This window comes from Ochrobactrum sp. PL_is501, assembly GCF_055816895.1.
Genome location: NZ_JBVPGR010000038.1, coordinates 46279 through 70640 on the forward strand (window position 1 = coordinate 46279; position 24362 = coordinate 70640).

Below are 24362 nucleotides of genomic sequence, written 5' to 3' on the forward strand. Positions count from 1 at the left end.
TCGCTTCGGAAAAGCGGAGAGACATTTGCATTGAGTCGGTCATTCGCTCGAACTGAGCCGGGCTCAGATAATCGAGTGAAGAATGATGGCGGATGGATTGTAGAAGCCGTCGATATATAGGGCAATAGCTATTTCTGCATCGTGCCTTGTCTGGAATACCGTCCTCCAGATCAGCTCTGATTTCAACCTCTTGAAGAATGTTTCAACCCTTGCGTTATCGTAGCAATTTCCCTTTTCAGACATGGAAATCGCGATGCCGTTCGCCTTCAGATTCGCCCGGTAGTCAAGGGAGCAATATAGATTTCTGCGGCTCGAATATTGGTAAGCCTGATCACCGTTGATGGTAATGAAAACAAAAAGTTAGCAATAATGATCTTCCTCATGCATCACTATATATCCTTACCATTTCTATTCATTTGATTGTCATTTAATTTCTGGCTTACAACTATACCATGCAACTCAAAGCAATACGCTTCTTTTGAGATAATCCAGCATCTCAGCCAAAGAGCATCCTGGTTATTCAAATAAAAGCCCAACCATCACATGCTGGGGCCAAACACTTAGCCCAACCCGGTGACCGAAAAACCGGGAGCAGGCCATTTTGACATGTCTTTTCCATGCTCGGTTCGTATTGTAGACTTCCATTTTTTAGGGAGATGTTCTGGTCTCCGGCTTACCGCGCTCTATTTCGAGAGGGAGAGGTTTTGCTATCATAGTAAAATACACAAAATAACATCATTTCAGATGACATTCAGTCTAACTTACCTGTTCTCGAGGCTGGAGGGGAAATGAGTAGCTTAAATTTCAGTATGGTGGCTACACACAAGGTGGAGGATCTAGATGGAATTGAGGTGATTAAAACCAGTGCGGCGTTGGGCTCGCCTAATACATATGTTTATACTTCCAGAATTTGGCCCTTCAAGGCAAGATTTTCGGCGGTGCCGTCTCTACTGGTGGGAATGGCTACCAGAGGATACGTCAGAGGTAGATTTTCAATTAGAAACACTCTTTCTCAAATTTCCTTGGCGCCAGGGTCAATTTTTGTAATACCGCCCAACACAACTTTTGATGCCGAGATTGAATCCAATGCGGAAATTATTCAAATATATGTTTCCGACCGTCTTTTTAAAAACATAGAACAAGAGTTTTTGGCGGCGAGTGAAGGTCTTTTTAATCTAGGCTCCAGATTCTCTATTTCAGACCAGTTTCTGACCCAGACGATTCTATCGATTAAGGAGATAGTAGAAAGGGGAGGGACGTTCGCGCGAATAGAACTTGAATATTTGACCAGAGTGCTAACCGCACGATTGATCGCCAAATATTCAAATAGCCGCGAGGAAGAATATGGTGGAGAGGGCAGTCTGCCAGCAAACATCCTGCGTGATGTGATTGATTTTATAGATAAAAATATCGGCCATCGTATCACTGTAAATCAGTTGTCGGCAATGGCGGGACTAGGCCCGGCACAGTTTGCTCGATTGTTCAAGCGATCAACGAATGTGACGCTGCATCAATATATTATAATGCGCAGGATAGAACGCGCGCGGGCTTTGCTCGAGGAAACCGATCTACCCATTGTGGAGATCGCCCAGGAATGCGGTTTTTCCGATCAGGTGCACCTCTCCCGATTTTTTAGCCGCATTATTGGGACCAGCCCGGCTTCTTTCAGAAGGAAGGCGCGAAATCGATTGCCGGGTCAACGTCATAGTTCGTGAGCAATGTCAATTTTGTGCAAACGTGTCGATATCTGCATAGAAATTAATTTAGACATCTATACTTCTTTGTCAGACAGGTCTGGCAATGAATAAATGGATTTGCAGTCAAATCTAGAAGAGAGGGTGACATAAGCGCCAACTGAAAAATTGATGAGTTTTTTACTCAAAGTAAAAATAGTCTCATCATATCGTTAGACTCATCAGTTAAAATGATTCTCTCTCTTTGTGACTGCGATTTTTCTCTCTTTGCCGGTCGTATTGCCGAGGAGGGGCTCATTATGGTTGTTGTCACGAACAAAGCGACCGGTTCGTCGAGTACAGTCGCGGGTAATAGCATTGTTCTTTCGTCTCCAAGTGTTGTTAGGCTGTCATTAAGCCCCCGCGCAATTGCTGATTACCAGAAGGTCGGCGACGATCTCGTCATTCGACTTCACAACGGCGAGACAATCCGAATTGTTCATTTTTACGCTCATTATCCGAATGGCGATGATAATGACTTGGTCCTGCAAGACGAGGACGGGAAACTGTGGGTTGGTCAACACGGTGACGGATTAGCAGATTTCAACTTTACGGAAATTCAGTCGGTTGACCAATTGATGGGTGGCGCAACGGGCGGTGTAAGTCCTGTTCTCCTCGGACTGCTTGGCCTTGGCGCGGTTGGTGGGATTATTGCTGCGGCCTCGGGTTCTGATAGCGACGACGACAATGACAATGGCGCAGGTGTTGATAGGGATCCCCCGGCAGCGCCCGCCGCAGCCCTGCAAAATGATACCGGCGTTCCAAATGACGGTATTACTGGCGATGGGACGGTCGTTGTAAGTAATCTCGAGGAAGGCGCAACTTGGCAGTATAGCATAGATGGGGGCAAGACCTGGCATGACGGGAACGGCGCCAGCTTTGAACTTCAGTCTGGCGCCTATGGTGCTGGGGATATTCTGGTTCGCCAGATAGACTCTGCAGGGAATGTTGGTCCTGCGACTTCACTCGGACCTGTAAATGTCGACACAACCCCACCGACGACTACGGTCGCCATCACCGATCCGGAAGGCGACAATATCCCGACGGCTTCGGGCACGACGGAACCGGGTTCGACGGTTGTGGTGACCTGGCCGGACGGCACCACGTCTGAGATCGTGGCTGACGGCACGACCGGCAACTGGACGGCGACGGCTGTCTTGGCTCAACCGGCTGGCACTGTGTCGGTTGCCGTGACCGATCCGGCAGGCAATCCGGGAAGCGGTTCGGGCGGCTGGACGCCGAACACCACAACGCCGGGGGCGGCTGATGATCTAGCCACTGCAAGTGTGGACGTCGTGCCGACAGAAACGGCAGTCGGTAATGGATCTACGACCTATCTGTTGGGCATTGGTATCGGTCTGGGCCTTATCGATCTCCAGGCGACGGTCCTCGGTGTTCCCTCCGTCGGGTTCACGATCGCGGACGGACATACCCAGGACCTGACCTTCGCTTTCGGCGGTCTGGCCGATGTCGGGGTGCTGGGCGACTATCAGGTTGTTGTCCAGAAATGGGATGCCTTGACGGGAAAGTGGACCAATATCGATGGCTCCGCCACAGGCGGGTCTATCCTCAATATCGGTCTTCTCGATGGGGGCGCGAATGGCGTTGTGATCCCCGACATGGATGCGGGCCAATATCGCGCCTTCATGGTCTACAATGGTGTGGGACTGTCGGTTCTGACCACCATGACCGTAAGCGGCCTGGATCACGACTATATCAATACGAGCATCGTAACCGGCGAAGCCAGCGGCAATGTGCTCGATAATGATGGCGGCGCTGCCGCTGCCGGACATATCGTGACTAGCGTGAATTTCAATGGCACTGATTATCCGGTGGCAGCAGGACCCGCTGGCACCACGATCACCGGGCAGTACGGACAACTCGTCATCCATCAGGATGGCAGCTACACCTACACGCCGAATGCGGACGGTACCGCAATCGGCAAGGTGGATCATTTCGTCTATACGCTCCATGATCCGGTAGCGAACACGGATACTCAGGCGAACCTTTATGTTCGTATCGACAGCGAGGGGCAGGGCTTGGTGTGGAGCGAGACCGATCCCGCTGCGGATGCGACCTATAGCGTTGCTGCTACCAATGATGCGGCGGAAATCGACATTACGTGGGTCAACCCGACGGATACCGCGTACTTCGACCAGTCGCAGTCTTTGACTGGCCCACTCGTGCTTGGCAGCACGCAGGCCAACAGTAACCAATTCGTCATCGATGCCAACATGGCGGTAAGCGGTACTGTGACCGTCGCGGCCACTTTGGCGGTGCTCTCGAACGGGACGGTTACACTTCAGGAATTCGTTGGTGGCGTATGGCAGGACGTTCCAAACAGCCAGGTTGCGTTCCCTATTCTGGCCGGTGTTTTGGGAACTGTCGCGACCATTGATCTCGGAAGCTTGGGTCTCGATGCCGGGACTTATCGGGTTCATACAACGCTTAGCGGCGCGGCATCCATCGTGTCGATTACCACAGACGTGAACGTTACCCATCTGGATCAGCACGTGATCTCCGGCGATCCGTCGATCAGCGGCAGCTTGGTCGCCAATGATGGTGTCGTGCCGGAAGGATCGAGGCTCGAGGTTTCAAGCGGCGGCACTTTTGTCGACGCGACCACCACGGGAACGGTCATTCATGGACTGCACGGCGACCTGACTGTCTATAGCAACGGCACATACAAGTATGAGCCGCTGGACACGCTGGCTTATGCCGACCGAGAAGCGACGGACACCTTCACATACAAAATCGTACTCCCCGGCGGTTATGAAACCACGGCGGAACTGGTTGTCCAGCTTCATGACGGTGCGGCCGTAGCCTTCACAACCGCGTCGGCTGAGCCAGTATCGGCAGAGAGTTTCTCGGCGGATACATCTGGCGATGTCGTGGCGCTTGACGGCCTCGCCGGATCGGATGCTTCCGATAGCTCGCCCGAACCGGCGCAGCAAAATCTGTCGGAAGCTCTTCTCCTCGATGACGGTGGCGGCGAAATCGTTCTGCCTTCCAGCGATAGCGAAGCGGGCGGGGGCAGCTCTGCCGATACGGCGGTCAGCAGCACCGGTGCCGATTTGATAACGGTCGACGATAGCAGCGCGGTCACCGATCCGTTGGCTTATCTGACGCCCGATCCGCTGACGCAGGAGGACCCGCTCCACTCCGCACATATGGTTTGATCGATCCACCCTGCCGCCGGCTGGTCGGCGGCAGGGGTTCATCCGATAATTTTCAGGCTTCGGCCGGTCATAACGGATATTAGATGCGCAAAAACCGGGTCTTAAATCATTCACCGATCATATTGCTCAGTTCATGCCTTCTGGCTGCATGTCAGACCACTGCAATTGACCCAGCCCCGGAAAACAAGCTTTCTGCACGGCCAATGAAGAAAATCGAGGCTCCCCAGCCCCTGTCAACAGCGCGTTCCGTTCCCCCAGGTCCTGCTGTTGGCGGGGGCAGTCCGGCTCGAAATGATGCGTCCCGGATGCAAGCCTCCAACGGGTCCCTGACGATGGAAACCGCCGTTCGGCGTGCCATCGGATGGCATCCCGCAGTGGACGAGGCGACAGGCCGGATTTATCAGGCCGAAGAACGCATTCGGGCTGCACAGGCAGGTTATTATCCCAAGCTCAATGCGGGTGTTGCTTCCGGTTATCAGAGTAGCAATCGGGAGGGCTGGCGGCCGAATTTCAATGTTTCGGCATCACAGATGCTTTACGATTTCGGCAAGGTTTCCAGTTCGGTCGAGATTGAACGGGCCGTTAAGGGTATTAGCAATGCTCGCCTCCTTCTCGCTATCGATGATCTATCGCGTGATACTGCGAACGCTGTTGTCGAGGTGCAGCGCTACAAAAGGCTTTCGGCGCTGGCGCAGGAACAGGTGGCAGGAGTTAAAGTCATTGCCGGTCTTGTCAATCAACGTACGGACAAGGGGGCGAGCACCATGTCCGACAAGGTGCAAGCCGATGCGCGCGTCGAGTCCGCGCTGGCTACGCAGTTGCAATATCAATCCGAACTGAGCCGCTGGCAGGTAGCTCTCGGCGCTTTGATTGGTGGCGGTTCTCCGAACCCCGTTTCCGGTGAACCCGGATGGCTTGGCAAAGCCTGTGAAGCGGCAACCCCGGACTGGGAAGAAGTGCCTGCAATGCTGCAGGCCAAGGCAGAGAAGGAGGAGGCTGAGGCGCAACTGGCAGCCAGCCGCGCTGAGGCTCTCCCGACCGTATCCCTTGAGGCGATGACCGGATACGATCTCAACGCATCGCGGGACGATACAAGAAGCAATGACCGTCAGCCGGAATATTCCGTAGGTTTGAATGTTTCGTCGAACCTTTACAACGGCGGCCAGACGGCTGCGCGCAAGAGAGCCGCCGCCTATGCGCTCCAGTCGGCAGAAGCGGCCATCAGTACCGCTCGCTACGATATTGAGCGCAATCTCATGGAGGCTAGAAGCCAGATTGGTACATTGGGCCGATTGATGGGAACACTGGAATCGCGCGCCGACATGATGGTCAAAACGCGCGATCTCTATCGCGAACAATATCTGGAACTGGGAACCCGAACACTTCTGGATCTGCTCAATGCGGAGCAGGAATTGCATGAATCGCGATTCCAAATAGCCAATACGGTCCATGACCTGCGACGGCTCAACGTAAGCTGCCTTTATAATTCCGGTAAGATACGTCGCGAGTTCGGCATCAATCCGGCGATGGTGCGAGGAGGCGTGGTCAACCTATGAAACATGGCGAAATCCCTCCCGAAATGGGGGCAGTCTTGACCTTTGAACCAGCAGAACACGCGCAGAAGCCAGAGTTTCGTCAGGAACGCTGGCTGGAAGCCTTGCGGCTCGTTGCACAATATTACCGACTTCCGCTTTCTGTTCATGGGGTAAAACTCGCCGCCGCTTCCGTAGACCCCAAAGCCACCGACCAGATGAAGCTTCACGCGATGGCCCGGCGCATGGGGCTTGGCATCAAGCTGGTCGATCCACAAAGCATCAGTCTTTCAAACTGGCATGTGCCTTTCATTCTTGAATTGACGGACGGGCAATTGGCCGTCGTTCACAAGATTTCAAAGGACCGGGAGGCTGGTGTCTGGCTGAGCGACGAACAGGGGCTGGAACATGCATTTCCCCTCGATGAGCTTGCGGCGCAAACCCGTCATGTGTTGCTGGCTCGTCCGGCGCGGACCGTTCCTGATGCGCGCGTCGATGCTTATATCAAGCCTTTCGAGGAAAATTGGCTAAGGCGGATCATCTTTCATGATCTTGGGTCCTACAGCCATGTGCTGGTCGCTTCGCTGATCGCCAATGTACTTGGGCTGACGGGCATCATTTTCTCGATGCAGGTCTATGACCGGGTGATCCCGGCGCAGTCGTTCAATACGCTATATGTGCTGTTCAGCGGTGTCGTGCTGGCGATCTGCTTCGATTTCATGATGCGTCGCGCGCGGATGGGCATCATCGATATGCTTGGGAAGCGCACCGACCTGCAAATGTCAGATGTCGTTTTCGGTCACGCGCTGCGGGTGCGAAACCGTGCCCGCCCAACCTCCACGGGTTCTTTCATCGCGCAGTTGCGCGATATTGAACAGGTGCGTGAATTGTTGACCTCAACGACCGTTGCTGCGATTGCCGATCTGCCGTTTTTCCTTCTGTTTCTGGTGCTGTTCTGGTGGCTGGCGGGGCCGTTGGTCTTTATCCCGCTGGCCGCGATCGCAGCCCTGATCTTGCCCGGTGTCTTTCTGCAACGGCGCCTGCGCCAGCACGCCAATGAGGCCATGCGCGAGTCATCCTTGCGAAACGCCATGCTGGTGGAAACCGTGCAGGGCATAGAGGACATTAAAAGCCTGCAGGCGGAGGATCGCTTCCAGCAGCAGTGGAACCATTTTAATGCAGTTACGGGCGAGGCGCAGATCAGGCTTCGCTCGGTCACAAACGGATTGAGCGTTTGGACCCAGAATGTGCAAACCGGCGTTTATGCGCTCACGGTTTTTATCGGTGCGCCAATGGTCATCAGCGGCGACATAACCACCGGCGCGCTTGTGGGCGCGTCCATCCTTGGCTCGCGCATGCTGGCGCCGATGGCGCAGTTTACCCAAATTGCCGGGCGTTTGCAGCACGCGAGGATCGCGAAACAGGGCCTCGACCGACTTATGCAGATGCCGGTCGACCATCCCGACAGCGAAACCCGGATTCACTGCCCGCATATCAAGGGCTCGTATCTTCTGAAGAATGCGCTCTTCCGCTATGGCGATGAAAGCTCGCCTCCCGCGCTGCTGGTGCGCGATCTCAAGGTCGAACACGGGGAACGGATCGCGCTTCTCGGGCGAAATGGGGCAGGCAAGTCCACACTCCTGCTCGCCTTGTCGGGGCTTCTGGATGCAAGTGACGGGGAGGTTCTGCTGGACGAGCTTTCCTTGCCGCAAATTGACCCGGCGGACGTACGACGCGATGTCGGTCTTCTGACACAGAATTCGCGCCTGTTCTTCGGTACGCTGCGCGACAATATCACGATGGGCGCGCCAGACGCTTCCGACGATGAGATTCAGCGTGTTCTTGCCATGGTCGGAGCTGACGGCTTCATCCGCAAACTGCCGCAAGGGCTGGAACATCTTGTTCAGGAAGGCGGAAGCGGTCTTTCGGGCGGTCAGAAGCAGGCGATATTGCTGGCGCGTCTGCTGATCCGCGACCCTTCGGTTGTGCTGCTTGATGAGCCGACATCCACAATGGATGAGGCAACCGAGCGCCATTTCATCCAGCAATTCGCACAGTGGAGCGCGGGGCGCACGGTGGTCATCGCGACACATCGCACGCGGGTGCTTGAACTGGTCGAACGGCTTATCGTCGTCGAGAACGGACAGATCGCACTCGATGATGCGAAAGAACGCGGGCTGCAAACCCTGCTTGGCGTAAGCAAGGTCGAGGCCCCCAAAAAAGCATAGATTATCGAAGCTCTGTCTTTTGTTTTCACGTGCATCTTGTTCCGGAAACTTCTGGGGGATGCGCTAGCCGGAGGAAAGGAACATGGCGGCCCTTGGCGAAGATTTCGGCGACTGGGTGAATGGAAGTGCCGACGGGGCACGGCTGAAACGTTCGAAGCGTTTTGTCCGGCTTGTATTCTTGTTCTTCTCGGTTCTGCTGGTCTGGGCTTATCTGGCGATGCTTGATGAGGTGTCTACCGGCACCGGCAAGGTAGTTCCGACATCGCAAGAGCAAGTGATCCAATCGCTGGAAGGCGGTGTTCTTGCAAAGCTTTATGTTCGCCAGGACGATGTCGTCGAACCGGGCAAGATACTGGCTCAGCTCGATCCGACAGTCACTGAAGCGACGGTTCAGGAAAGTTCCGCCAAATACCGCGCCGCGCTGGCCAGTTCGGCTCGTCTGACGGCGGAAGTCAATGGGAGCGAACTGGAGTTTCCTGACGAACTGGATGCATTTCCCTCGCTCAAGGCATCCGAGACCCGGTTATATGAAGCGCGCAAACGCAGCCTCAAGGAGTCGCTCGATTGGCTTGCGGAGTCTAAAAAGCTTGCGCAGGACGAACTCGCGATCAGCCAGTCGCTGACCAAGATGGGGGCTGCCAGCAATGTGGAAGTCATCCGGCTGAAGCGGCAGCTTGTCGAGCTTCAACTCAAGGAAACGGAGATCCAATCCGACTATATCGTCAAGGCGCGCGAGGAACTTGCAAAAGCCAACGCGGATGTTGAATCGCTCTCTTCTGTGATCCGGGGCCGTGCAGACGCGCTCGCGCGACTGACACTGCGGTCTCCTGTCCGTGGCATCGTGAAGAACATCGAAGTCTCGACAATAGGCGGCGTCGTTCCTCCCAACGGCAAGTTGATGATCATTGTCCCGCTCGATGAACAGCTTCTTATCGAGGCTCGCATCTCACCGCGCGACATTGCCTATATTCATCCTGACCAGCCAGCAACGGTCAAGGTAACGGCCTATGATTATGCTATATATGGTAGCTTGAAAGGGAAAGTTGTCAGTATTTCACCGGACACAATTCAGGACGAAGTTAAACCGGAAGAGTTCTATTATCGTGTTTTCATAAAAACCGAAACGGACGCGCTTTTCAATAAAAGCGGCGAGCGCTTTCCAATCGTGCCCGGCATGGTCGCCACTGTCGATATACATACGGGTAGCAAGACCGTTATGGATTACCTTATCAAGCCGTTCAACAGGGCGCGGGAAGCGCTGCGGGAAAGATAGTTGGCCTGGAGTTTCCCTATCCGGATGATCGAATCAGCTCCCATGGTCCGCAAGAACCAGTTCGCCAGTGACAACCGCTCGTCTTTCCAGGCCTTTGCCGAACTCGTAGCATAATTACGCAGATAAGTAAGCGACAGAACCCTTTCTCGGAAAGAAGTGGCGCCGCTCCAACTATTTGTTTTGTCGCATTTTCCAACGCAAAACCGTTTCACACTTTTGCTGGAAATGCGCCAGCGGCGCGCTGAAGTATGTCAGCTATTACCCGACCTCAGGCGATGAGGGCAGGTTTACAGGCTCGCGAAAGGTTCGTTGCAGTTGGCCCCAAGCGGGATCATGCATATGGTTTTGCAAGCCCGCTCTCGCCACCAGTGCACGCGCCTCTGCTTCGCCGAAAGCCAGCGCTTCATGCATATGGGCGGTCAGCACCTTGCCGTCCTCCATGAGAATTTTCCCGTCCACGATAACGGTATCCACATCGCTCCCCAGTGCCTGATGGATCAGACGGTGAACCGGCATCCAGTTGGGTGTCAGATGGGGCTTGCGCATATCGATGATGGCGATATCGGCTTTCTTGCCCTTTTCGAGAGAGCCAATCTCGTGATCCATGCCAATCGCGCGCGCCGCGTCGATGGTGATCATTTCGAAGACCTTGCCCGGTGGCAGGAGATAGCGGTCGTGATTGTGCAGGATATGCTGCGTCGACTGGGCAATGCGTGCGATCTGCAGCATGTCGAAATGGCGGCTGGGAGCGGCGCCGTCCGAAGTAATGGCGACCGGTACGCCGCGCGCCATCATCTGCATGATCGGCGTAGACCGACCGGGAGGGGCATGAGTGACATGCGTGCCTGTTTCAGCGAGGATATCTATTTCCTCATGCGAAATGCCCCAGCAATGCTGGAGATGAACGTCAGGCCCGAGCAGGGCATTTTCCTTGTCCTGCGCGGCCATGCGGATCTGTCCGGCGAAGGCATCGGAATGAATGCGCACGCCCCATTTGCGGGCTGTTTCGCGGATGCGCCGCGCCTGCATCCGGTCGTCCTTGGTCAGGTTTACGGCGAAGTCCGGCGTCGAGGCATTCGACGGCTCAACCGAGGGGACGATGGTGAATGGAGTCAGAAACACCTTGATGCGTCCGTTGGCAGTTCCGTTCAGGCTTTCGATAACGGCCTCTGCACCCTCAATCATCTCCTCGAAGGAAACGCTGTGCCGCTCCGGCTTGCCGCTTTCCCAGCGTGTAACCGATTGCGGCCATGGCAGGCCGGCAGGGCCCACGCAGATGATCTCCCGCAAGCCGAGTTCCGAATAGGCGCGGGCATGATTGATTGCGAAGGCCGGATCGTCGCTGCGCGGCATGGAGGTGATGATGCTGGCAGACGTCGTTACGCCAGCGCAGAGCCTTTCGAGGCCGGAAACGAGACCATCCGCGTACCAGTAGTCTCGCGTGACATAGTGATAGTAGGTTGGCGTGACGATCCGCATCCACAGCGAATTGGTGTCGGCACCAATGCTGCGGATCAAGGCATGACCCGCATGCCCGTGGGCGTCAATCAGCCCGGGGATGATCAGTTTTCCGGTGCAGTCGATTACTTTTTTTCCGGCATGTCGGGCGTGGAGTTCTTCTGCGGTACCGATATCAACGATCCTGTCGTTTTCTATCGCCAGACCGCCATCCTCGATAATCCGTCGGCCTTCATCGACGGTGACGATTGTGCCGTGCAGTAAAAGAAGTCCACCCATTTCCATTCCCTTATTGTTTTGAATTGCGCGGTTCGCGCATGTTCAACATTGAACTGTCGATGTTTTGAATCATAATTGCCAACAATATCGTTGACAATAACATAAGCGATTACGATACTAACCAAAAATCGGACCCAAAAAGGCCGGTAGGGCTCATCATCCGCGAGGGGAAAAAAGCATGACGCGTCTTAACAGATTTCTCATATCGGCATTGACCGCAGCGGCTATTGCCGCTCCACTCGCGGTCTCATCGGCAGGTGCTGCGACATTGCGGTGGGGCAGCCGCGCGGACATCTACTCCCTTGATCCGGATTCGGTTCCTTCGACGTCCAATCTCGCTTTTCTGAACCATATTTACGAGGGATTGATCCGCTACGGCCCCAATTTCGAGATTGAGCCGGCGCTAGCCACCGAATGGAAGCTCATCGACAACAAGTACTGGCGCTTCACCTTGCGCAAAGGCGTGAAGTTCCACAACGGAGCGGACTTCACCGCTGACGATGTGGTCGCCTCGATGAACCGTGTGTCGGACCCGACCTCGCCCCTGCGCGGCAACATTCCGCTCTATGTCGGTGTCAAGAAAGTCGATGACTTCACAGTCGATATCGAGGTTTCGGCGCCAACCGCATTGTTCCTGAACGATATGACCAATATCTTCATGTTCAATGCAAAATGGCTCAAGGATAACAATGCCGAAAAGCCGACCGATATTGCCTCCAAAACCGAAAACTATGCCACCCACAACACCAACGGCACCGGCCCGTTCAAGCTCGATAGCCGCGTCCCGGATTCAAAGACGGTTCTGCTGGTCAACGACCAGTGGTGGGATGAGAAGAAACATAATCTCGACCGTATCGAGTATGTTCCAATCTCCTCTGCTGCAACCCGCGTTGCCGCATTGCTTTCAAACGAAATAGATCTGGTCGATTCCGCTCCTATTCAGGATCTTCCAAGGCTGGAATCCTCACCGGGCATCAAGGTGAGCAAGCGTACCGAATTGCGCACGGTCTTCATTGGTTTCAACGGCAAGGAAAAGCTTGAGGATGGGCGCCCGAACCCTTTCCTGGATGTTCGCGTTCGTCAGGCTGTGGAAGCGAGCCTCGACCGCGATCTCATCAACAAGAAGATCATGCGCGGTCTGGCCCGGCCTTCCGGTTCTCTCATAGCACCGGAAATCGCTGGTTATGCCAAGTCGCTCGACACCTATCAGCCAGCCGATCCCAAGCAAGCCCAGAAGCTGCTTGAAGAAGCCGGACAAAAGGGGCTGGCCTTCAACTATCTGTGCATGAATGACGAGAGCATCAACGAGGAAGATATCTGCTCGGGCATTGCGAACATGCTGAAGCGTGCCGGTTTCGCGCCGACCATCGATATGGGCCCGCGTGCAGTGCAGCAGCCGAAGCGGACCAATGGCAAAGCCGATATGTTCAACCTGAGCTGGGCCAACGAACCGACGCTCGATGCCTATTCGCTACTTTCGCAGGTTCTCTCCACGCGCAGCGGCTCGACCGGGGTTTCCAACTATGGCGGGTGGTCCTATCCAGAACTCGATGAGCTGGTGAAGAAGGCTGCGCAGGAAGCCGATACCACCAAGCGTCTTGCGCTGGAAGAACAGGCATTGAAGATCGCCAAGGACAACGCGATCCTGATTCCGCTCCACCAGCAGCCTATTGCATGGGGCATGCTTGATAAGGTCCAAAGCGTGGACTTCCGCGCCGACAACAAGCCGCGCCACTGGCATACGATGATGGCGGAATAATCTCATATTTTCAGTAGGTTAACAAATGGGGCGTTTCATTCCGGTGAAACGCTCTTTTGATATGCAACGCGGAGATATGCGATGAAGCCTGAACTGGCACATGAACTCGTTTTGGGTGAGCGGCCACAGGGGCGGACCCTGTTGACAGCGGAATGGGTTCTTGCGTGGCGCGACGAAGGGCATTGGCTCATTCCCAACGGCGAGATCGTCATCGAAGGCAATCAGGTGCTTTATGCCGGGCCGCATTTCGAAGGCGAGGTGGCGCGACGCATCGATTTTGGCACGGCACTGGTCAGCCCCGGTTTGATCGACCTCGATGCATTGTCGGATCTCGACACGTATCTGCTGGTTCATGACAATCAGCCGGGCTGGGCGAAAGGGCGCATCTGGCCGCGTTCCTATGTGGAGCGGGGGCCTTATGAAATGTATTCGAAAGAGGAACTGGCATTCCAGAAGCGCTTCGGCTTCGGTCTCCTGTTGTTGAACGGCATTACGTCAGCCGCTCCCATCGCATCGCTCTATTATCGAGAATGGGCGGAAACGGTGGCGGAGTTCGAGGCGGCAGCAGACGCGGCAGGCGACCTTGGCCTGCGTGTTTTTCTTAGCCCAGCCTATCGCTCCGGCGGCATGATATTGGAGGAACCGGGGCGCATCGAGCCGATGTTCGATGAAGAGCGCGGACTTCAGGGTCTCGCTGACGCCATCGATTTTATCGGGCGCAATCACGGTCGTCATGGCGGATTGGTCAACGGGCTGCTCGCGCCCGACCGTATCGAAACCTGCACATTGCCCTTGTTGCAACGCACCATGGCGGCCGCGCGCGATCTCGACTGCCGGGTTCGGATTCATATGGCGCAGGGCAAGCTGGAGCTGGATACGATGCACAAGCTGCATGGTGTTTCCGGGCCGCAATGGCTGGCGGATAACGGGCTGATGAGCGAAAGGCTCTATGCGCCGCACGGAACCTATGCCTCGGCGCAGGACTTGCAGCTTTATGCGCAGCATGGTGTTTCCATTGCGCATTCACCGCTGGTTTCGGCGAGGATGGGCAGCATCCTGCAATCCTTTGCTTCCTGTCGCAAACTCGGCATCAATATCGGTATGGCCACCGACACGGCGCCGCCCGATATGTTGATGAATATGCTCGTGGGATTGATCGCCTGTCGTATCGGCGAAAAAGCGTCAGACGCGGTTTTCTCGAAAGACCTGTTCGATGCGGCCACGCTGGGCGGCGCCAAAGCGCTCGGACGTCAGGACATCGGAAGGCTTTCCGCGGGCGCAAAGGCGGATATTGCCGTCTTCCGCCTCAATGATCTTTACATGACGCCGAGTGTCGATCCCATCACGACGCTGGTGGTTGGCGGTTCCGGCAAGGTCACAAAGGCGGTTTTTGTCGATGGGCGCTTGTCCATGCTGGATGGCAAGGTTGCCGGAATCGACATGGCGGCTGCGCGGGAGCGGGCGCAGCGGCAATATGAAGGACTGATCGCCAAATATGCCGACAGGAGCTGGCAACACCCGCCGGTCGAAGAGATATTTTCGCCAAGCTATCCGGTATGGAAGTCGGAATAAACCGACGTTCTCCACGGCTCCGTTTGTCGACATGCCGGACGCGCAAATATAATAATATTGTCAACAATTGAGTTGACAACTTTTGACCAATAGACATACTGTTCCCGTGGCCGAGGAAGAAGCCGGAAAGGCGGGGCCATATTGGAGGGAGGAAATCACACTCAATTTTGAAGCGCGCCGAAAAGGGCGCGAACCACCGAAATCATCGCGCGAGCAATGGTTGCGGCGATAAATGAAAACAGACCCCGAAAAAGGGGCGCAAATTTCCAGAAGCGGAGCAAATCAATGTTTAAAAAACTGGGCCTTGCGGCCACGCTGTTGGCTGGCCTGACGGGCTTGGCCTCACCGGTACAGGCTGCAACGCTGAAATGGGGGGCGGCACACGATATTTACTCGCTCGATCCCTATTCATACGGCGACAGCTACACGCTGGCTTTCCTCAATCACGTCTATGAAGGTTTGGTGCGTTACGACGCCAACCTGAAGATCGAACCGGCATTGGCCGAATCCTGGGAAAATGTTTCCGAGACGGTCTGGCGTTTCCACCTTCGCAAGGGCGTAAAATTCCACGACGGCGCGGAATTCACGGCCGATGACGTGCTTGCTTCGCTGAAGCGTGTCAGCGATCCGGTTTCACCGCTGCGCGGCAATCTGCCCGCCTACAAGTCGTCCCAGAAAGTGGACGATTACACTGTCGATATCGAGCTGAGCGGCCCCTATCCGCTGCTGCTCAACGATCTGACCAACATTCATATTTTCGATGCCGGATGGCTCAAGGCCAACAATTCGGAAAAACCGACCGACGTCGGCGCCAAAATCGAAGGTTACGCCACTTATCACACCAACGGCACGGGACCGTTCAAGCTGGAAAGCCGCACGCCGGATTCCAAGACGGTTCTGGTGAAAAACGCGGACTGGTGGGACAAGTCGAAGTCGAATATCGATCGCATCGAGTTCACACCAATCGTTTCGGCGGCGACGCGTGTGGCAGCGCTTCTGTCGGGCGAGATTAATTTCACGGAAAATGCGCCGTCGCAGGATTTGCCGCGCCTCCAGGCTCAGCCGGAGCTGAATGTGATGGAGCGTACTGATCTGCGCACCGTCATGATCGGTTTCAATCGCAAGCCGAAGCTTGTCAACGGTTCGGAAAACAAGTTCAACGATCTGCGCGTTCGTCAGGCTTTTGCTCATGCTCTCGACCGTGACCTGATCCAGAAGCGCATCATGCGCGGGAAGTCGCGCACGGCAGGCGCGGTGGTTGCACCGGAAATTCCGGGCTACACGCCTGAACTCGACACGACGTTGAAATACGATCCGGAACTGTCAAAGAAGCTTCTGGCCGAAGCCGGAGCTACCGACTTCCCCTTCACGCTGGTCTGCACGACCGACGCCTATGTGAACGAGGAAGAACTCTGCCAGGGTCTCGCCAACATGATGAGCCGCGCCGGTTTCAAGCCGCAGCTTGATATCGCGCCAGTGGCCGCACAGACCCCGAAGCGTACGGAAGGCAAGGCTGACGTCTATCTGATCGGCTGGGCAACGGAGCCGATGCTCGACAGCTATTCGATCCTGTTGCAGATGATGGAAACCAGAACCGAGAAGGCAGGCGTGTTCAACTGGGGTGGCTGGAGCTATCCGGAGATCGACAAGCTGACCGAGCAGGCTTCGACCGAGATGGATCGCACCAAGCGTTTGGCGTTGCAGACCGAGGCGCTGAAAGTGGTGAAAGACGAAATCGTGATGCTGCCGCTGCACCAGCAGCCGATGGCGTGGGTCATGTCGAAGAAGATCGACCAGATCGTGCAACTGCCGGACAACAAGCCGCGTCACTGGCTGACGCAGTTCGCCGAATAATTCAATCATGATGCTCCGGGAGAATCCAATCCCCCGGAGCGCCCTGCTGTTACCGAGGGAAACCCAATGCTGGTTTTTATCATTAAGCGCCTGGCAAACGCCGTTATGGTGATGTTGGCCGTCGCTTTGCTTGCCTTTCTGATTTTCCGGCTGGCGGGCGACCCTGTCGAAATGATGGCCAACGAGCAGATGACGCAGGCCGACCGCGATAATCTGCGCGAGCGTCTTGGTCTTAACGATGGCCTGATGACGCAATATACCCGTTTTGTGGTCAATGCGGCGCAAGGCAATTTCGGCATATCCTACCGAAACGGCCAGGATGTGCTGGGCCTGATCGGCGAACGCTTTCCCGCGACGCTGGAACTGGTGCTTGTCGCCACGCTGATCTCGCTGCTGGTTGGTCTGCCATTGGGCGTGCTGACAGCAATCAAGCGCGGCAAATGGTATACGGAGGGATTGCAATTCCTCTCCATTGTCGGTGTCTCGCTGCCGAGTTTCGTGGTCGGCATTCTGCTGATCCTTGTCTTTTCAGTCTCGCTCGGCTGGTTCCCGGCCTTCGGGCGCGGTGATGTGGTGCAGCTTGGCTGGTGGTCAACGGGCCTGCTGACGCCTTCGGGACGCGCCGCGATCCTGCTGCCTTCCATTGCGCTTTCGCTTTATCAGGTCACGCTGGTCATGCGTCTCGTGCGTGCCGAAATGCTGGAAGTGCTGCGGTCCGATTATGTCAAATTCGCCCGCGCTCGCGGCATTCCGCGCTGGCGCATCTATTTCCGCCATGCACTGCGCAACTGCCTTATGCCGGTCGTAACGATGACCGCCATGAATGTCGGTTCGCTGATCGCCTTCGCGCTCATCACCGAGACGGTGTTCCAGTGGCCGGGCATGGGCATGCTGTTCATTCAGGCTGTCACCTTCCTCGATATTCCGGTGATGGCGGCCTATCTCTGCATCATTTCCTTCATCTTCGTCGTGCTCAACACGCTGGTGGACATTGCCTATGCGGTAATCGATCCCCGCTTGCGCACTGCTCGCTGATCCAACGGGGAGTCCATATCGATGAGCACCCAAATCTCACAGGCCACACCCGTCGTGCGGCAGTCGCTTTTCCAGCGCATTCGTAAAAGCGATCTCTGGTGGTCTTTCACGCATAGCAAGACGGCCATGTTCAGTGCAGCACTTCTGGCCCTCCTTATCCTCACGGCCCTTTTCGCGCCGCTGATCGCGCCGCAAAACCCTTATGACGGCGCTGCGCTCGATATGTGGAAAGCCGAGCTGCCACCGGTATGGGAGGAGGGCGGTGAATGGCCGTATCTTCTCGGCACCGATACGCAGGGTCGCGACATGCTGTCGGCCATTCTCTATGGCACGCGCATTTCCATCGTCATCGGCATCGCCTCGGTGGTTCTCTCGCTTGTGATCGGCATGAGCGCGGGGCTTGTATCCGGCTATTTCGGCGGTTTCATCGACAATCTTCTGATGCGCTTCGGCGACATTACCCTGTCGATCCCGACCATTCTGGTTGCCATTCTGGTCTCAACCGTCGTGCGGCAGATGCTGCCCGTCAGTCTGCGCGAAATTGGTGCTTCTGCGGTTCTTATTCTGGCGATCGCGCTTTCAGCATGGGTGCAATATGCCCGCACGGTGCGCGCGCAGGCCATCGTCGAAAGCGGCAAGGATTATGTGTCGGCAGCGCGACTGATCGGCGTGCCGGCGCGGCGCATCATGGCCAAGCACATCCTGCCCAACACGCTGACGCCGATCATGGTGGCGGCGACGCTCAATTTCGGCATGGCCATCCTCACCGAAGCGACGCTCTCGTTTCTCGGTATCGGTATGCCGCCGAGCCAGCCATCGCTTGGAACACTGATCCGCATCGGCAACCAGTTCCTGTTCTCGGGTTCATGGTGGATCGTGCTTTTCCCTGTCATTCAGCTCTGCCTGCTGGTCGTGGCCGTCAACATGCTTGGCGACTGGCTGCGCGATGCTCTCAATCCGAAACTGAGGTAAGTCTTATGAACAATCTTTTGCTCCGCAACGTCCGCCCGATGGCAGGTGAAATCTGCGATATCCTCATCAGGGACGGAAAGATTGCCGGTTTCGGACAGTTTGAAGCAGAGCCGGGAATGGCTGTGGAAGATGGCGGCAACGCCATCGTCGCACCCGGTCTGATCGACGCGCATACCCATCTCGACAAGACCACCTGGGGCATGCCCTGGCATGTAAACAATCGTGCTGCGATCCTGCGCGAGCGCATTGATTTCGAACGCGAGCATCGGCTGGAAATCGGCATTGATCCGCATCGCCAGTCAATGCGCCACGCCATCGGTCTGGTCGCGCATGGCAGCACGCATATCCGCAGTCACGTGGATATCGATCCGACCCACGGCCTGTCGCTGGTTGAAGGCTTGTGGGAAACGCGGGAAAAGCTGAAGGGCATCATCGATATTGAAATCGTGGCCTTCCCACAGTCGGGCCTGATGGTCATGCCGGGCACGAAGGAGCTGCTGGACGAGGCGCTGCGGCAGGGCTGCGAAGTGCTGGGCGGCATCGATCCGTGCGGCATCGACCGTGATCCGAAGGGCCAGCTCGATATCCTGTTCGCCCTTGCCACCAAGCATGGCGTTCCGATCGATATTCACCTGCATGAAACGGGTGATCTCGGCGCCTTCACGATGGAGCTCATTTTCGAGCGCATCCGCGCCAATGGCATGGAAGGCAAGGTGGCGATCAGCCACGCCTTTGCGCTTGGCATGAACGACTATCTGCGCGTCGGCCAATTGATCGAACAGCTTGCTCTTCTCGATGTTGCCATCCTCACCACCGGCGCGCCTTCGGCCACGGTGCCGTCGATCAAGCGGCTCAAGGAAGCAGGCGTGCGCATCGGCGGCGGTTGCGACGGTATTCGCGATACATGGGGTCCGTGGGGCCAGCCGGACATGCTCGACCGCGCCAAGATTATCGGCATGAAGAACGGCGTGCGTTCCGATCACGATCTGGAGCATCTGCTGTACATTGTCTCGCAGGGCGGCGCGGACGTCATGCGACTTGAAAATTACGGGCTGAACGTCGGCTGCAATGCCGATTTCACCCTTCTGACCGGCGAGACGCTGGCCCACGCGGTGGTGGATGTCGCCCCGCGTCCGCTGGTGGTCAAAGGCGGTCGCGTTACGGCCCGTCAGGGCGTTGCCGTGGTGGAGATGCCATGATGAACAAGGCATTGGAAACCCTTCCGCTTGGATCGAGGCCGGAAGGCCGCACCCTGATCACCGCAAGCTGGGTGGTCGGGCACAAGGACGGTAGCCACCGGCTTCTCCGCAATGGCGAGGTCGTCTTCGAGAATAGCGAAATCCTGTTCGTCGGACATGGTTTTTCCGGCGAGGTGGCTCGCCGCATCGATTTCGGCAATGCGCTGATCAGCCCCGGCCTGATCGACCTCGACGCATTGTCTGATCTCGACACCACTATCCTTGGCATCGACCATCATCCCGGTTGGGCCAAGGGCCGCGTCTGGCCGCGCTCTTACGTCGAGGCTGGCCCCTATGAAATGTATAGCGAGGAAGAGCTTGCCTTCCAGAAGCGGTTTGCTTTCGGCCAGCTTTTGCTGAACGGCATCACCACTGCCGCGCCGATTGCCTCACTGTTTTACCGAGAATGGGGCGAAACAGTTGCCGAATTCGATGCTGCTGCGGAAGCCGCAGGCGATCTCGGCCTGCGCGTCTATCTCAGCCCCGCCTACCGTTCGGGCGGCATGGTGCTGGAAGCACCGGGCAAGATGGTGCCGGTCTTCGACGAGGAACGCGGTTTTCAGGGACTGAAGGACGCGATTGCCTATATTGAACGCCAGAATGGCCGTCATGGCGATCTGGTTCGGGGCATGCTGGCGCCGGATCGTGTTGAGACTTCAACGCTCGGACTGATCCAGCGTACCGATGCCGCCGCGCGCGATCTGGGCTGCAAGTTCCGCCTACACATGGCGCAGGGCGCGATGGAAGTCGATACGGTGCGGGCGCTGCATGGTTCGACCGCGCCGGTCTGGCTTGCCAAAAACGGCCTGCTAAGCGACCGTCTCATTGCGCCGCATGCCACCAACGCCACCGACGAAGATCTGGGCCTTTATGCGGAACATGGCGTTTCCATCGTCCATTGCCCGCTGGTTTCAGGCCGTGGCGGTTCGATCCTCAAGTCGTTCTCCGACTGCCGCGAGCGCGGGATCAACATTGCCATGGGCACGGATACGACGCCGCCTGACATGCTGATGAACCTGCTGGCCGGTCTCATCACCGGTCGTGTGGCCGATGGCGCAACGGATCGTCTGCGCGCCAAAGACCTGTTCGATGCCGCGACACTCGGCGGTGCAAAGGCGCTGGGGCGTTCTGATCTCGGCCATCTGTCGCCGGGTGCACGGGCCGATATTGCGGTTTTCCGTCTCGATGACGTCTTCATGGCGCCATCCATCGATCCGATAACCACAATCGTCACCGGCGGTTCGGGCAAGATCACGGAGGCCGTTTTTGTTGACGGTCGTGTCTCCATGATGAACCGCCAATTGGCTGGTTTCGACATGCAGAAGGCCCGTGATCAGGCGCAGGTGCAATATGATGGGCTGATCGCCAAATATCCTGAACGGAGCTGGAACAACCCTCCGGTCAGCGAAATCTTCCCACCCAGCTATCCTATAGAGGAAAATGAAAATGGGTGACATGCAAGAACCAGTCGTTGAGGTGCGCAATCTGCGCGTGGATTTCCCGGGCCGTCGTGGCACGGTAACCGCGCTGTCGGATGTCAGCCTGTCGATCCGCCCGGGTGAAATCCTCGGCGTGGTCGGTGAATCCGGTGCAGGCAAGTCCATGACAGGCCTCGCCATTCAGGGCCTGCTCGAAGCGCCCGGCCATATTGCCGGCGGCGAGGTCTGGCTTGGCAAAACGCGCATCGACACGCTTGATGATCGCGCCATGGAAAAAATCCGCGGGCGCGAAATCGGAGCCATTTTCCAGGACCCGCTCACCTCGCTCAATCCGTTGTTTACGGTGGGTGCGCAGCTTGTTGAAACAATCCGGCGGCATCTGGGGCTCGGCAAGGCGGAAGCCCGCGCCCGCGCCGTGCAATTGCTGCGCGATGTTGGCATTCCCTCACCGGAAGAGCGGGTCAACCAATATCCGCACCAGTTCTCCGGCGGCATGCGCCAGCGTGTAGTGATTGCGCTTGCGCTCGCGGCTTCGCCAAAGCTTGTCATCGCCGACGAGCCGACCACGGCGCTCGACGTGTCGATCCAGGCGCAGATCATCTCGCTCCTGCGCAAGTTGTGCAAGGAAAAGCACACCGCCGTCATGCTCGTCACTCACGACATGGGTGTGATCGCCGAGGCGGCTGACCGCATCGCGGTCATGTATGCCGGGCGGCTGATCGAGATCGGGCCGGTGGCGCAGGTGCTGCACCAGCCGCGTCATCCCTATACGCAAGGGTTGATGGCCTCGATCCCGTCGCTTGGCGCACGGGTCGAGAAGCTTAACCAGATTGACGGTTCCATGCCGCGTCTCGATGCGATCCCCCAGGGCTGCGCCTTCAATCCGCGCTGCAAAATGGCGGGGCCGCGCTGCCTGCGCGAGCGCCCGGAACTCGTATTCTCCGACCAGACCGCCAGCGCCTGCTGGCTGAACGCGGGAGGCACCGCATGACGAAACCGTTGCAAAAAGCTCCGGCCCTTACCGTTAATCGACTGGTCAAAACCTTCGACGTGTCTGCGCCATGGCTCAACCGGGTGGTCGAACGCAAGCCCCGGCAATATCTGCAAGCCGTCAACGATATCAGCTTCACGGTGCCTGCGGGCGGCTGCCTGAGCATCGTCGGTGAAAGCGGCTGCGGAAAATCCACTGTTGCCCGTCTCGTCACTGGCCTGCATCGTGCGACGAGCGGTGAAATGCGCTTTGCGCCGGGCAAGAGCGGCAAGCCGCTTTCAGCGCAGATGATTTTTCAGGATCCCTATGCCTCGCTCAATCCGCGCTGGCGGGTGAAGAACATCATCGCCGAGCCGCTGCGTGAACTGAAGCTGCGCGACACTGCCGCCGAAGTGACCGAGCGTGTGGAGGAACTTTTGCGCACGGTCGGGCTTTCGCCCTCCGATGGCGAAAAATTCCCGCACGAGTTTTCCGGCGGACAGCGCCAGCGCATCTCGATTGCCCGCGCATTGGCGAGCGAGCCTGAATTCCTCGTCTGCGACGAACCGACTTCGGCGCTTGACGTGTCGGTGCAGGCGCAGGTTTTGAACCTGATGCGCCGGTTGCAGGATGAGCTGGGCCTGACCTATCTCTTCATCAGTCACGACATGAGCGTCGTCCGCCATATGTCGGACCGCATCGCGGTAATGTATCTGGGCCGTATCGTGGAGGAGGGCGACACGGAAGAGCTGTTTGCCGCGCCGCGCCATCCCTATACGCAGCTCCTGTTGCAGACCATTCCGAATATTGAGGCCCCGAACCGCAACCGCGAACCGGCCAGCGGCGAAGTGCCAAGCCCGCTCAAGCCGCCATCCGGTTGTACCTTCCATCCGCGCTGCCCATTCGCCACGGAGCGCTGCTCAAAGGAAGTGCCCGCAATGCAGATGCTGCCGAACGGCACCCGGGTCGCTTGTCATCTGGTCGAAACGGAGGCTTGAAGAAGAAAGCCAGCGAAGAAGCCGGTATCCGGCTTCTTCGCTTCACGCCAATGCTGCTCGCAGATCGTGGGAAAGATCGCGTATCTCGCTCAGATCCAGTTCGGATTCCACATGTTCCAGATGATGCGCCATAAGATGCACGGCCTTCTGCACCTCTTTTGCCGAAATCGCTTCCACGATCTCGGCATGTTCGTCGGGGCCGCAATTGAAGCGGGCAGTGTTTCGATAAACGGCGGTGATAAGCGAGCTGCGGGCAATAAGGTCTCGCATCGTTGTGAACAGGAAATCGGAACCGGTCAGTTCTGCCAGCAAAAGATGGAAGCCACCGGACAATTTGATGATGTCGGTGGTGCTGTCTTCGGCGTTTGCAACCCGCTCCTGATTGACGTGATCGCGAAGCCTTTTCACGCTGTCTTTCAACGTCGAGCCGCAGAGCCTTTCAACGATGCACCGCTCCACGGCCTGTCGAACAAAGAAAACATCTCGCGCCTCTTCCACGGACGGCTTGCTGACGAAAGCGCCGCGATTGGGAATGATGGTCACAAGGCCATCGCGTTCAAGGACCGTCAACGCCTGACGGACACGGGCGCGACTGACGTGAAAGATCGAGGCCAGCTGTTCTTCTTTGAGTTGTACGCCAGGACGCAATCGCCGTTCAGCGATCGAAAGCCAAACCCTTTCAACTATCTGCTCGACCGACATTGCGGCTGGTGCGTTCATATGTGGTTTCTCCTTGTTGACGCAGACAATCGCCATATGCGTGAAAAAGTCAACTCGCGGATTTAATTGCTTGCAGTATTGTCGACAATATGAAACATTATTGTAGATAATAGTGCCAATATC

General features: G+C 56.7%; 16 protein-coding genes and 2 pseudogenes. 15 read left to right on the forward strand and 3 right to left on the reverse strand.

Annotated features, from left to right (window positions below; all coding sequences use genetic code 11):
- Nucleotides 1-43: 43 nt before the first annotated feature.
- Nucleotides 44-309, reverse strand: a pseudogene (locus AC0TOF_RS17495) (integrase core domain-containing protein); the annotation flags it as partial.
- A gap of 479 nt (nucleotides 310-788) precedes the next feature.
- Between AC0TOF_RS17495 and AC0TOF_RS17500 the strand changes: the two are divergent.
- From AC0TOF_RS17500 to AC0TOF_RS17525, 6 genes and pseudogenes are all read left to right on the forward strand, one after another.
- Complete coding sequence (locus tag AC0TOF_RS17500; RefSeq protein ID WP_473769179.1) at nucleotides 789-1715, forward strand: helix-turn-helix domain-containing protein; 927 nt, start codon at nucleotides 789-791, stop codon at nucleotides 1713-1715.
- A 278-nt stretch (nucleotides 1716-1993) separates the two neighbouring features.
- Nucleotides 1994-2281: pseudogene (locus AC0TOF_RS17505) on the forward strand (BapA/Bap/LapF family prefix-like domain-containing protein); the annotation flags it as partial.
- Nucleotides 2282-2311: 30 nt separating this feature from the next.
- Nucleotides 2312-4912, forward strand: coding sequence for a BapA/Bap/LapF family large adhesin (locus AC0TOF_RS17510; RefSeq protein WP_473769472.1), 2601 nt, complete (start codon nucleotides 2312-2314; stop codon nucleotides 4910-4912).
- Nucleotides 4913-5244: 332 nt separating this feature from the next.
- Complete coding sequence (locus AC0TOF_RS17515; RefSeq protein WP_122002642.1) at nucleotides 5245-6468, forward strand: TolC family outer membrane protein; 1224 nt, start codon at nucleotides 5245-5247, stop codon at nucleotides 6466-6468.
- A gap of 35 nt (nucleotides 6469-6503) precedes the next feature.
- On the forward strand, nucleotides 6504-8672 hold the full coding sequence (locus AC0TOF_RS17520; protein ID WP_473769180.1) for a type I secretion system permease/ATPase: 2169 nt from the start codon (nucleotides 6504-6506) through the stop codon (nucleotides 8670-8672).
- An 82-nt stretch (nucleotides 8673-8754) separates the two neighbouring features.
- Nucleotides 8755-9945: a beta-barrel domain-containing protein gene (locus AC0TOF_RS17525; RefSeq protein ID WP_473769181.1), complete on the forward strand. Its 1191-nt coding sequence runs from the start codon at nucleotides 8755-8757 to the stop codon at nucleotides 9943-9945.
- A gap of 258 nt (nucleotides 9946-10203) precedes the next feature.
- On the opposite strand, the gene AC0TOF_RS17530 is transcribed toward AC0TOF_RS17525, so the two are convergent.
- Nucleotides 10204-11682: an amidohydrolase family protein gene (locus AC0TOF_RS17530; protein WP_473769182.1), complete on the reverse strand. Its 1479-nt coding sequence runs from the start codon at nucleotides 11680-11682 to the stop codon at nucleotides 10204-10206.
- A gap of 178 nt (nucleotides 11683-11860) precedes the next feature.
- Between AC0TOF_RS17530 and AC0TOF_RS17535 the strand changes: the two genes are divergently transcribed.
- The 9 genes from AC0TOF_RS17535 (at nucleotide 11861) to AC0TOF_RS17575 (ending at nucleotide 23519) form a co-directional block, all read left to right on the forward strand.
- Nucleotides 11861-13441: an ABC transporter substrate-binding protein gene (locus AC0TOF_RS17535; protein ID WP_122002619.1), complete on the forward strand. Its 1581-nt coding sequence runs from the start codon at nucleotides 11861-11863 to the stop codon at nucleotides 13439-13441.
- Between the two features lie 81 nt (nucleotides 13442-13522).
- Entirely contained in the window at nucleotides 13523-15013 is a 1491-nt protein-coding gene (locus tag AC0TOF_RS17540; protein WP_473769183.1) for an amidohydrolase family protein, read from the forward strand.
- A gap of 285 nt (nucleotides 15014-15298) precedes the next feature.
- A complete protein-coding gene (locus AC0TOF_RS17545) occupies nucleotides 15299-16867 on the forward strand; it encodes an ABC transporter substrate-binding protein (RefSeq protein ID WP_473769184.1) in 1569 nt (522 codons plus the stop codon).
- A 66-nt stretch (nucleotides 16868-16933) separates the two neighbouring features.
- Nucleotides 16934-17902: an ABC transporter permease gene (locus AC0TOF_RS17550; protein ID WP_122002617.1), complete on the forward strand. Its 969-nt coding sequence runs from the start codon at nucleotides 16934-16936 to the stop codon at nucleotides 17900-17902.
- Nucleotides 17903-17923: 21 nt separating this feature from the next.
- Nucleotides 17924-18874, forward strand: a complete 951-nt coding sequence (locus AC0TOF_RS17555; protein WP_473769185.1) for an ABC transporter permease — start codon at nucleotides 17924-17926, stop codon at nucleotides 18872-18874.
- A 5-nt stretch (nucleotides 18875-18879) separates the two neighbouring features.
- Entirely contained in the window at nucleotides 18880-20073 is a 1194-nt protein-coding gene (locus tag AC0TOF_RS17560; protein ID WP_473769186.1) for an amidohydrolase family protein, read from the forward strand.
- Nucleotides 20073-21566, forward strand: coding sequence for an amidohydrolase family protein (locus AC0TOF_RS17565; RefSeq protein ID WP_473769473.1), 1494 nt, complete (start codon nucleotides 20073-20075; stop codon nucleotides 21564-21566). Before AC0TOF_RS17560 ends, AC0TOF_RS17565 begins: the two co-directional genes overlap by 1 nt.
- The gene (locus tag AC0TOF_RS17570; protein WP_121980825.1) at nucleotides 21559-22542 is read left to right on the forward strand and encodes an ABC transporter ATP-binding protein; all 984 of its coding nucleotides are present in this window, start codon (nucleotides 21559-21561) and stop codon (nucleotides 22540-22542) included. Before AC0TOF_RS17565 ends, AC0TOF_RS17570 begins: the two co-directional genes overlap by 8 nt.
- Nucleotides 22539-23519, forward strand: a complete 981-nt coding sequence (locus AC0TOF_RS17575) for an ABC transporter ATP-binding protein (protein ID WP_473769187.1) — start codon at nucleotides 22539-22541, stop codon at nucleotides 23517-23519. Before AC0TOF_RS17570 ends, AC0TOF_RS17575 begins: the two co-directional genes overlap by 4 nt.
- Before the next feature lie 42 nt (nucleotides 23520-23561).
- Here the strand turns inward: AC0TOF_RS17575 and AC0TOF_RS17580 are convergent, their stop codons facing one another.
- Entirely contained in the window at nucleotides 23562-24239 is a 678-nt protein-coding gene (locus AC0TOF_RS17580) for a GntR family transcriptional regulator (RefSeq protein WP_473769188.1), read from the reverse strand.
- Between the last annotated feature and the right edge of the window lie 123 nt (nucleotides 24240-24362).

Coding starts and splice junctions, on each gene's coding strand:
- AC0TOF_RS17500 (WP_473769179.1), top strand. CDS start 789: ATGAGTAGCTTAAATTTCAGTATGGTGGCTACACACAAGGTGGAGGAT.
- AC0TOF_RS17510 (WP_473769472.1), top strand. CDS start 2,312: ATGGGTGGCGCAACGGGCGGTGTAAGTCCTGTTCTCCTCGGACTGCTT.
- AC0TOF_RS17515 (WP_122002642.1), top strand. CDS start 5,245: ATGGAAACCGCCGTTCGGCGTGCCATCGGATGGCATCCCGCAGTGGAC.
- AC0TOF_RS17525 (WP_473769181.1), top strand. CDS start 8,755: ATGGCGGCCCTTGGCGAAGATTTCGGCGACTGGGTGAATGGAAGTGCC.
- AC0TOF_RS17530 (WP_473769182.1), bottom strand. CDS start 11,682: ATGGGTGGACTTCTTTTACTGCACGGCACAATCGTCACCGTCGATGAA.
- AC0TOF_RS17535 (WP_122002619.1), top strand. CDS start 11,861: ATGACGCGTCTTAACAGATTTCTCATATCGGCATTGACCGCAGCGGCT.
- AC0TOF_RS17540 (WP_473769183.1), top strand. CDS start 13,523: ATGAAGCCTGAACTGGCACATGAACTCGTTTTGGGTGAGCGGCCACAG.
- AC0TOF_RS17545 (WP_473769184.1), top strand. CDS start 15,299: ATGTTTAAAAAACTGGGCCTTGCGGCCACGCTGTTGGCTGGCCTGACG.
- AC0TOF_RS17550 (WP_122002617.1), top strand. CDS start 16,934: ATGCTGGTTTTTATCATTAAGCGCCTGGCAAACGCCGTTATGGTGATG.
- AC0TOF_RS17555 (WP_473769185.1), top strand. CDS start 17,924: ATGAGCACCCAAATCTCACAGGCCACACCCGTCGTGCGGCAGTCGCTT.
- AC0TOF_RS17560 (WP_473769186.1), top strand. CDS start 18,880: ATGAACAATCTTTTGCTCCGCAACGTCCGCCCGATGGCAGGTGAAATC.
- AC0TOF_RS17565 (WP_473769473.1), top strand. CDS start 20,073: ATGAACAAGGCATTGGAAACCCTTCCGCTTGGATCGAGGCCGGAAGGC.
- AC0TOF_RS17570 (WP_121980825.1), top strand. CDS start 21,559: ATGGGTGACATGCAAGAACCAGTCGTTGAGGTGCGCAATCTGCGCGTG.
- AC0TOF_RS17575 (WP_473769187.1), top strand. CDS start 22,539: ATGACGAAACCGTTGCAAAAAGCTCCGGCCCTTACCGTTAATCGACTG.
- AC0TOF_RS17580 (WP_473769188.1), bottom strand. CDS start 24,239: ATGAACGCACCAGCCGCAATGTCGGTCGAGCAGATAGTTGAAAGGGTT.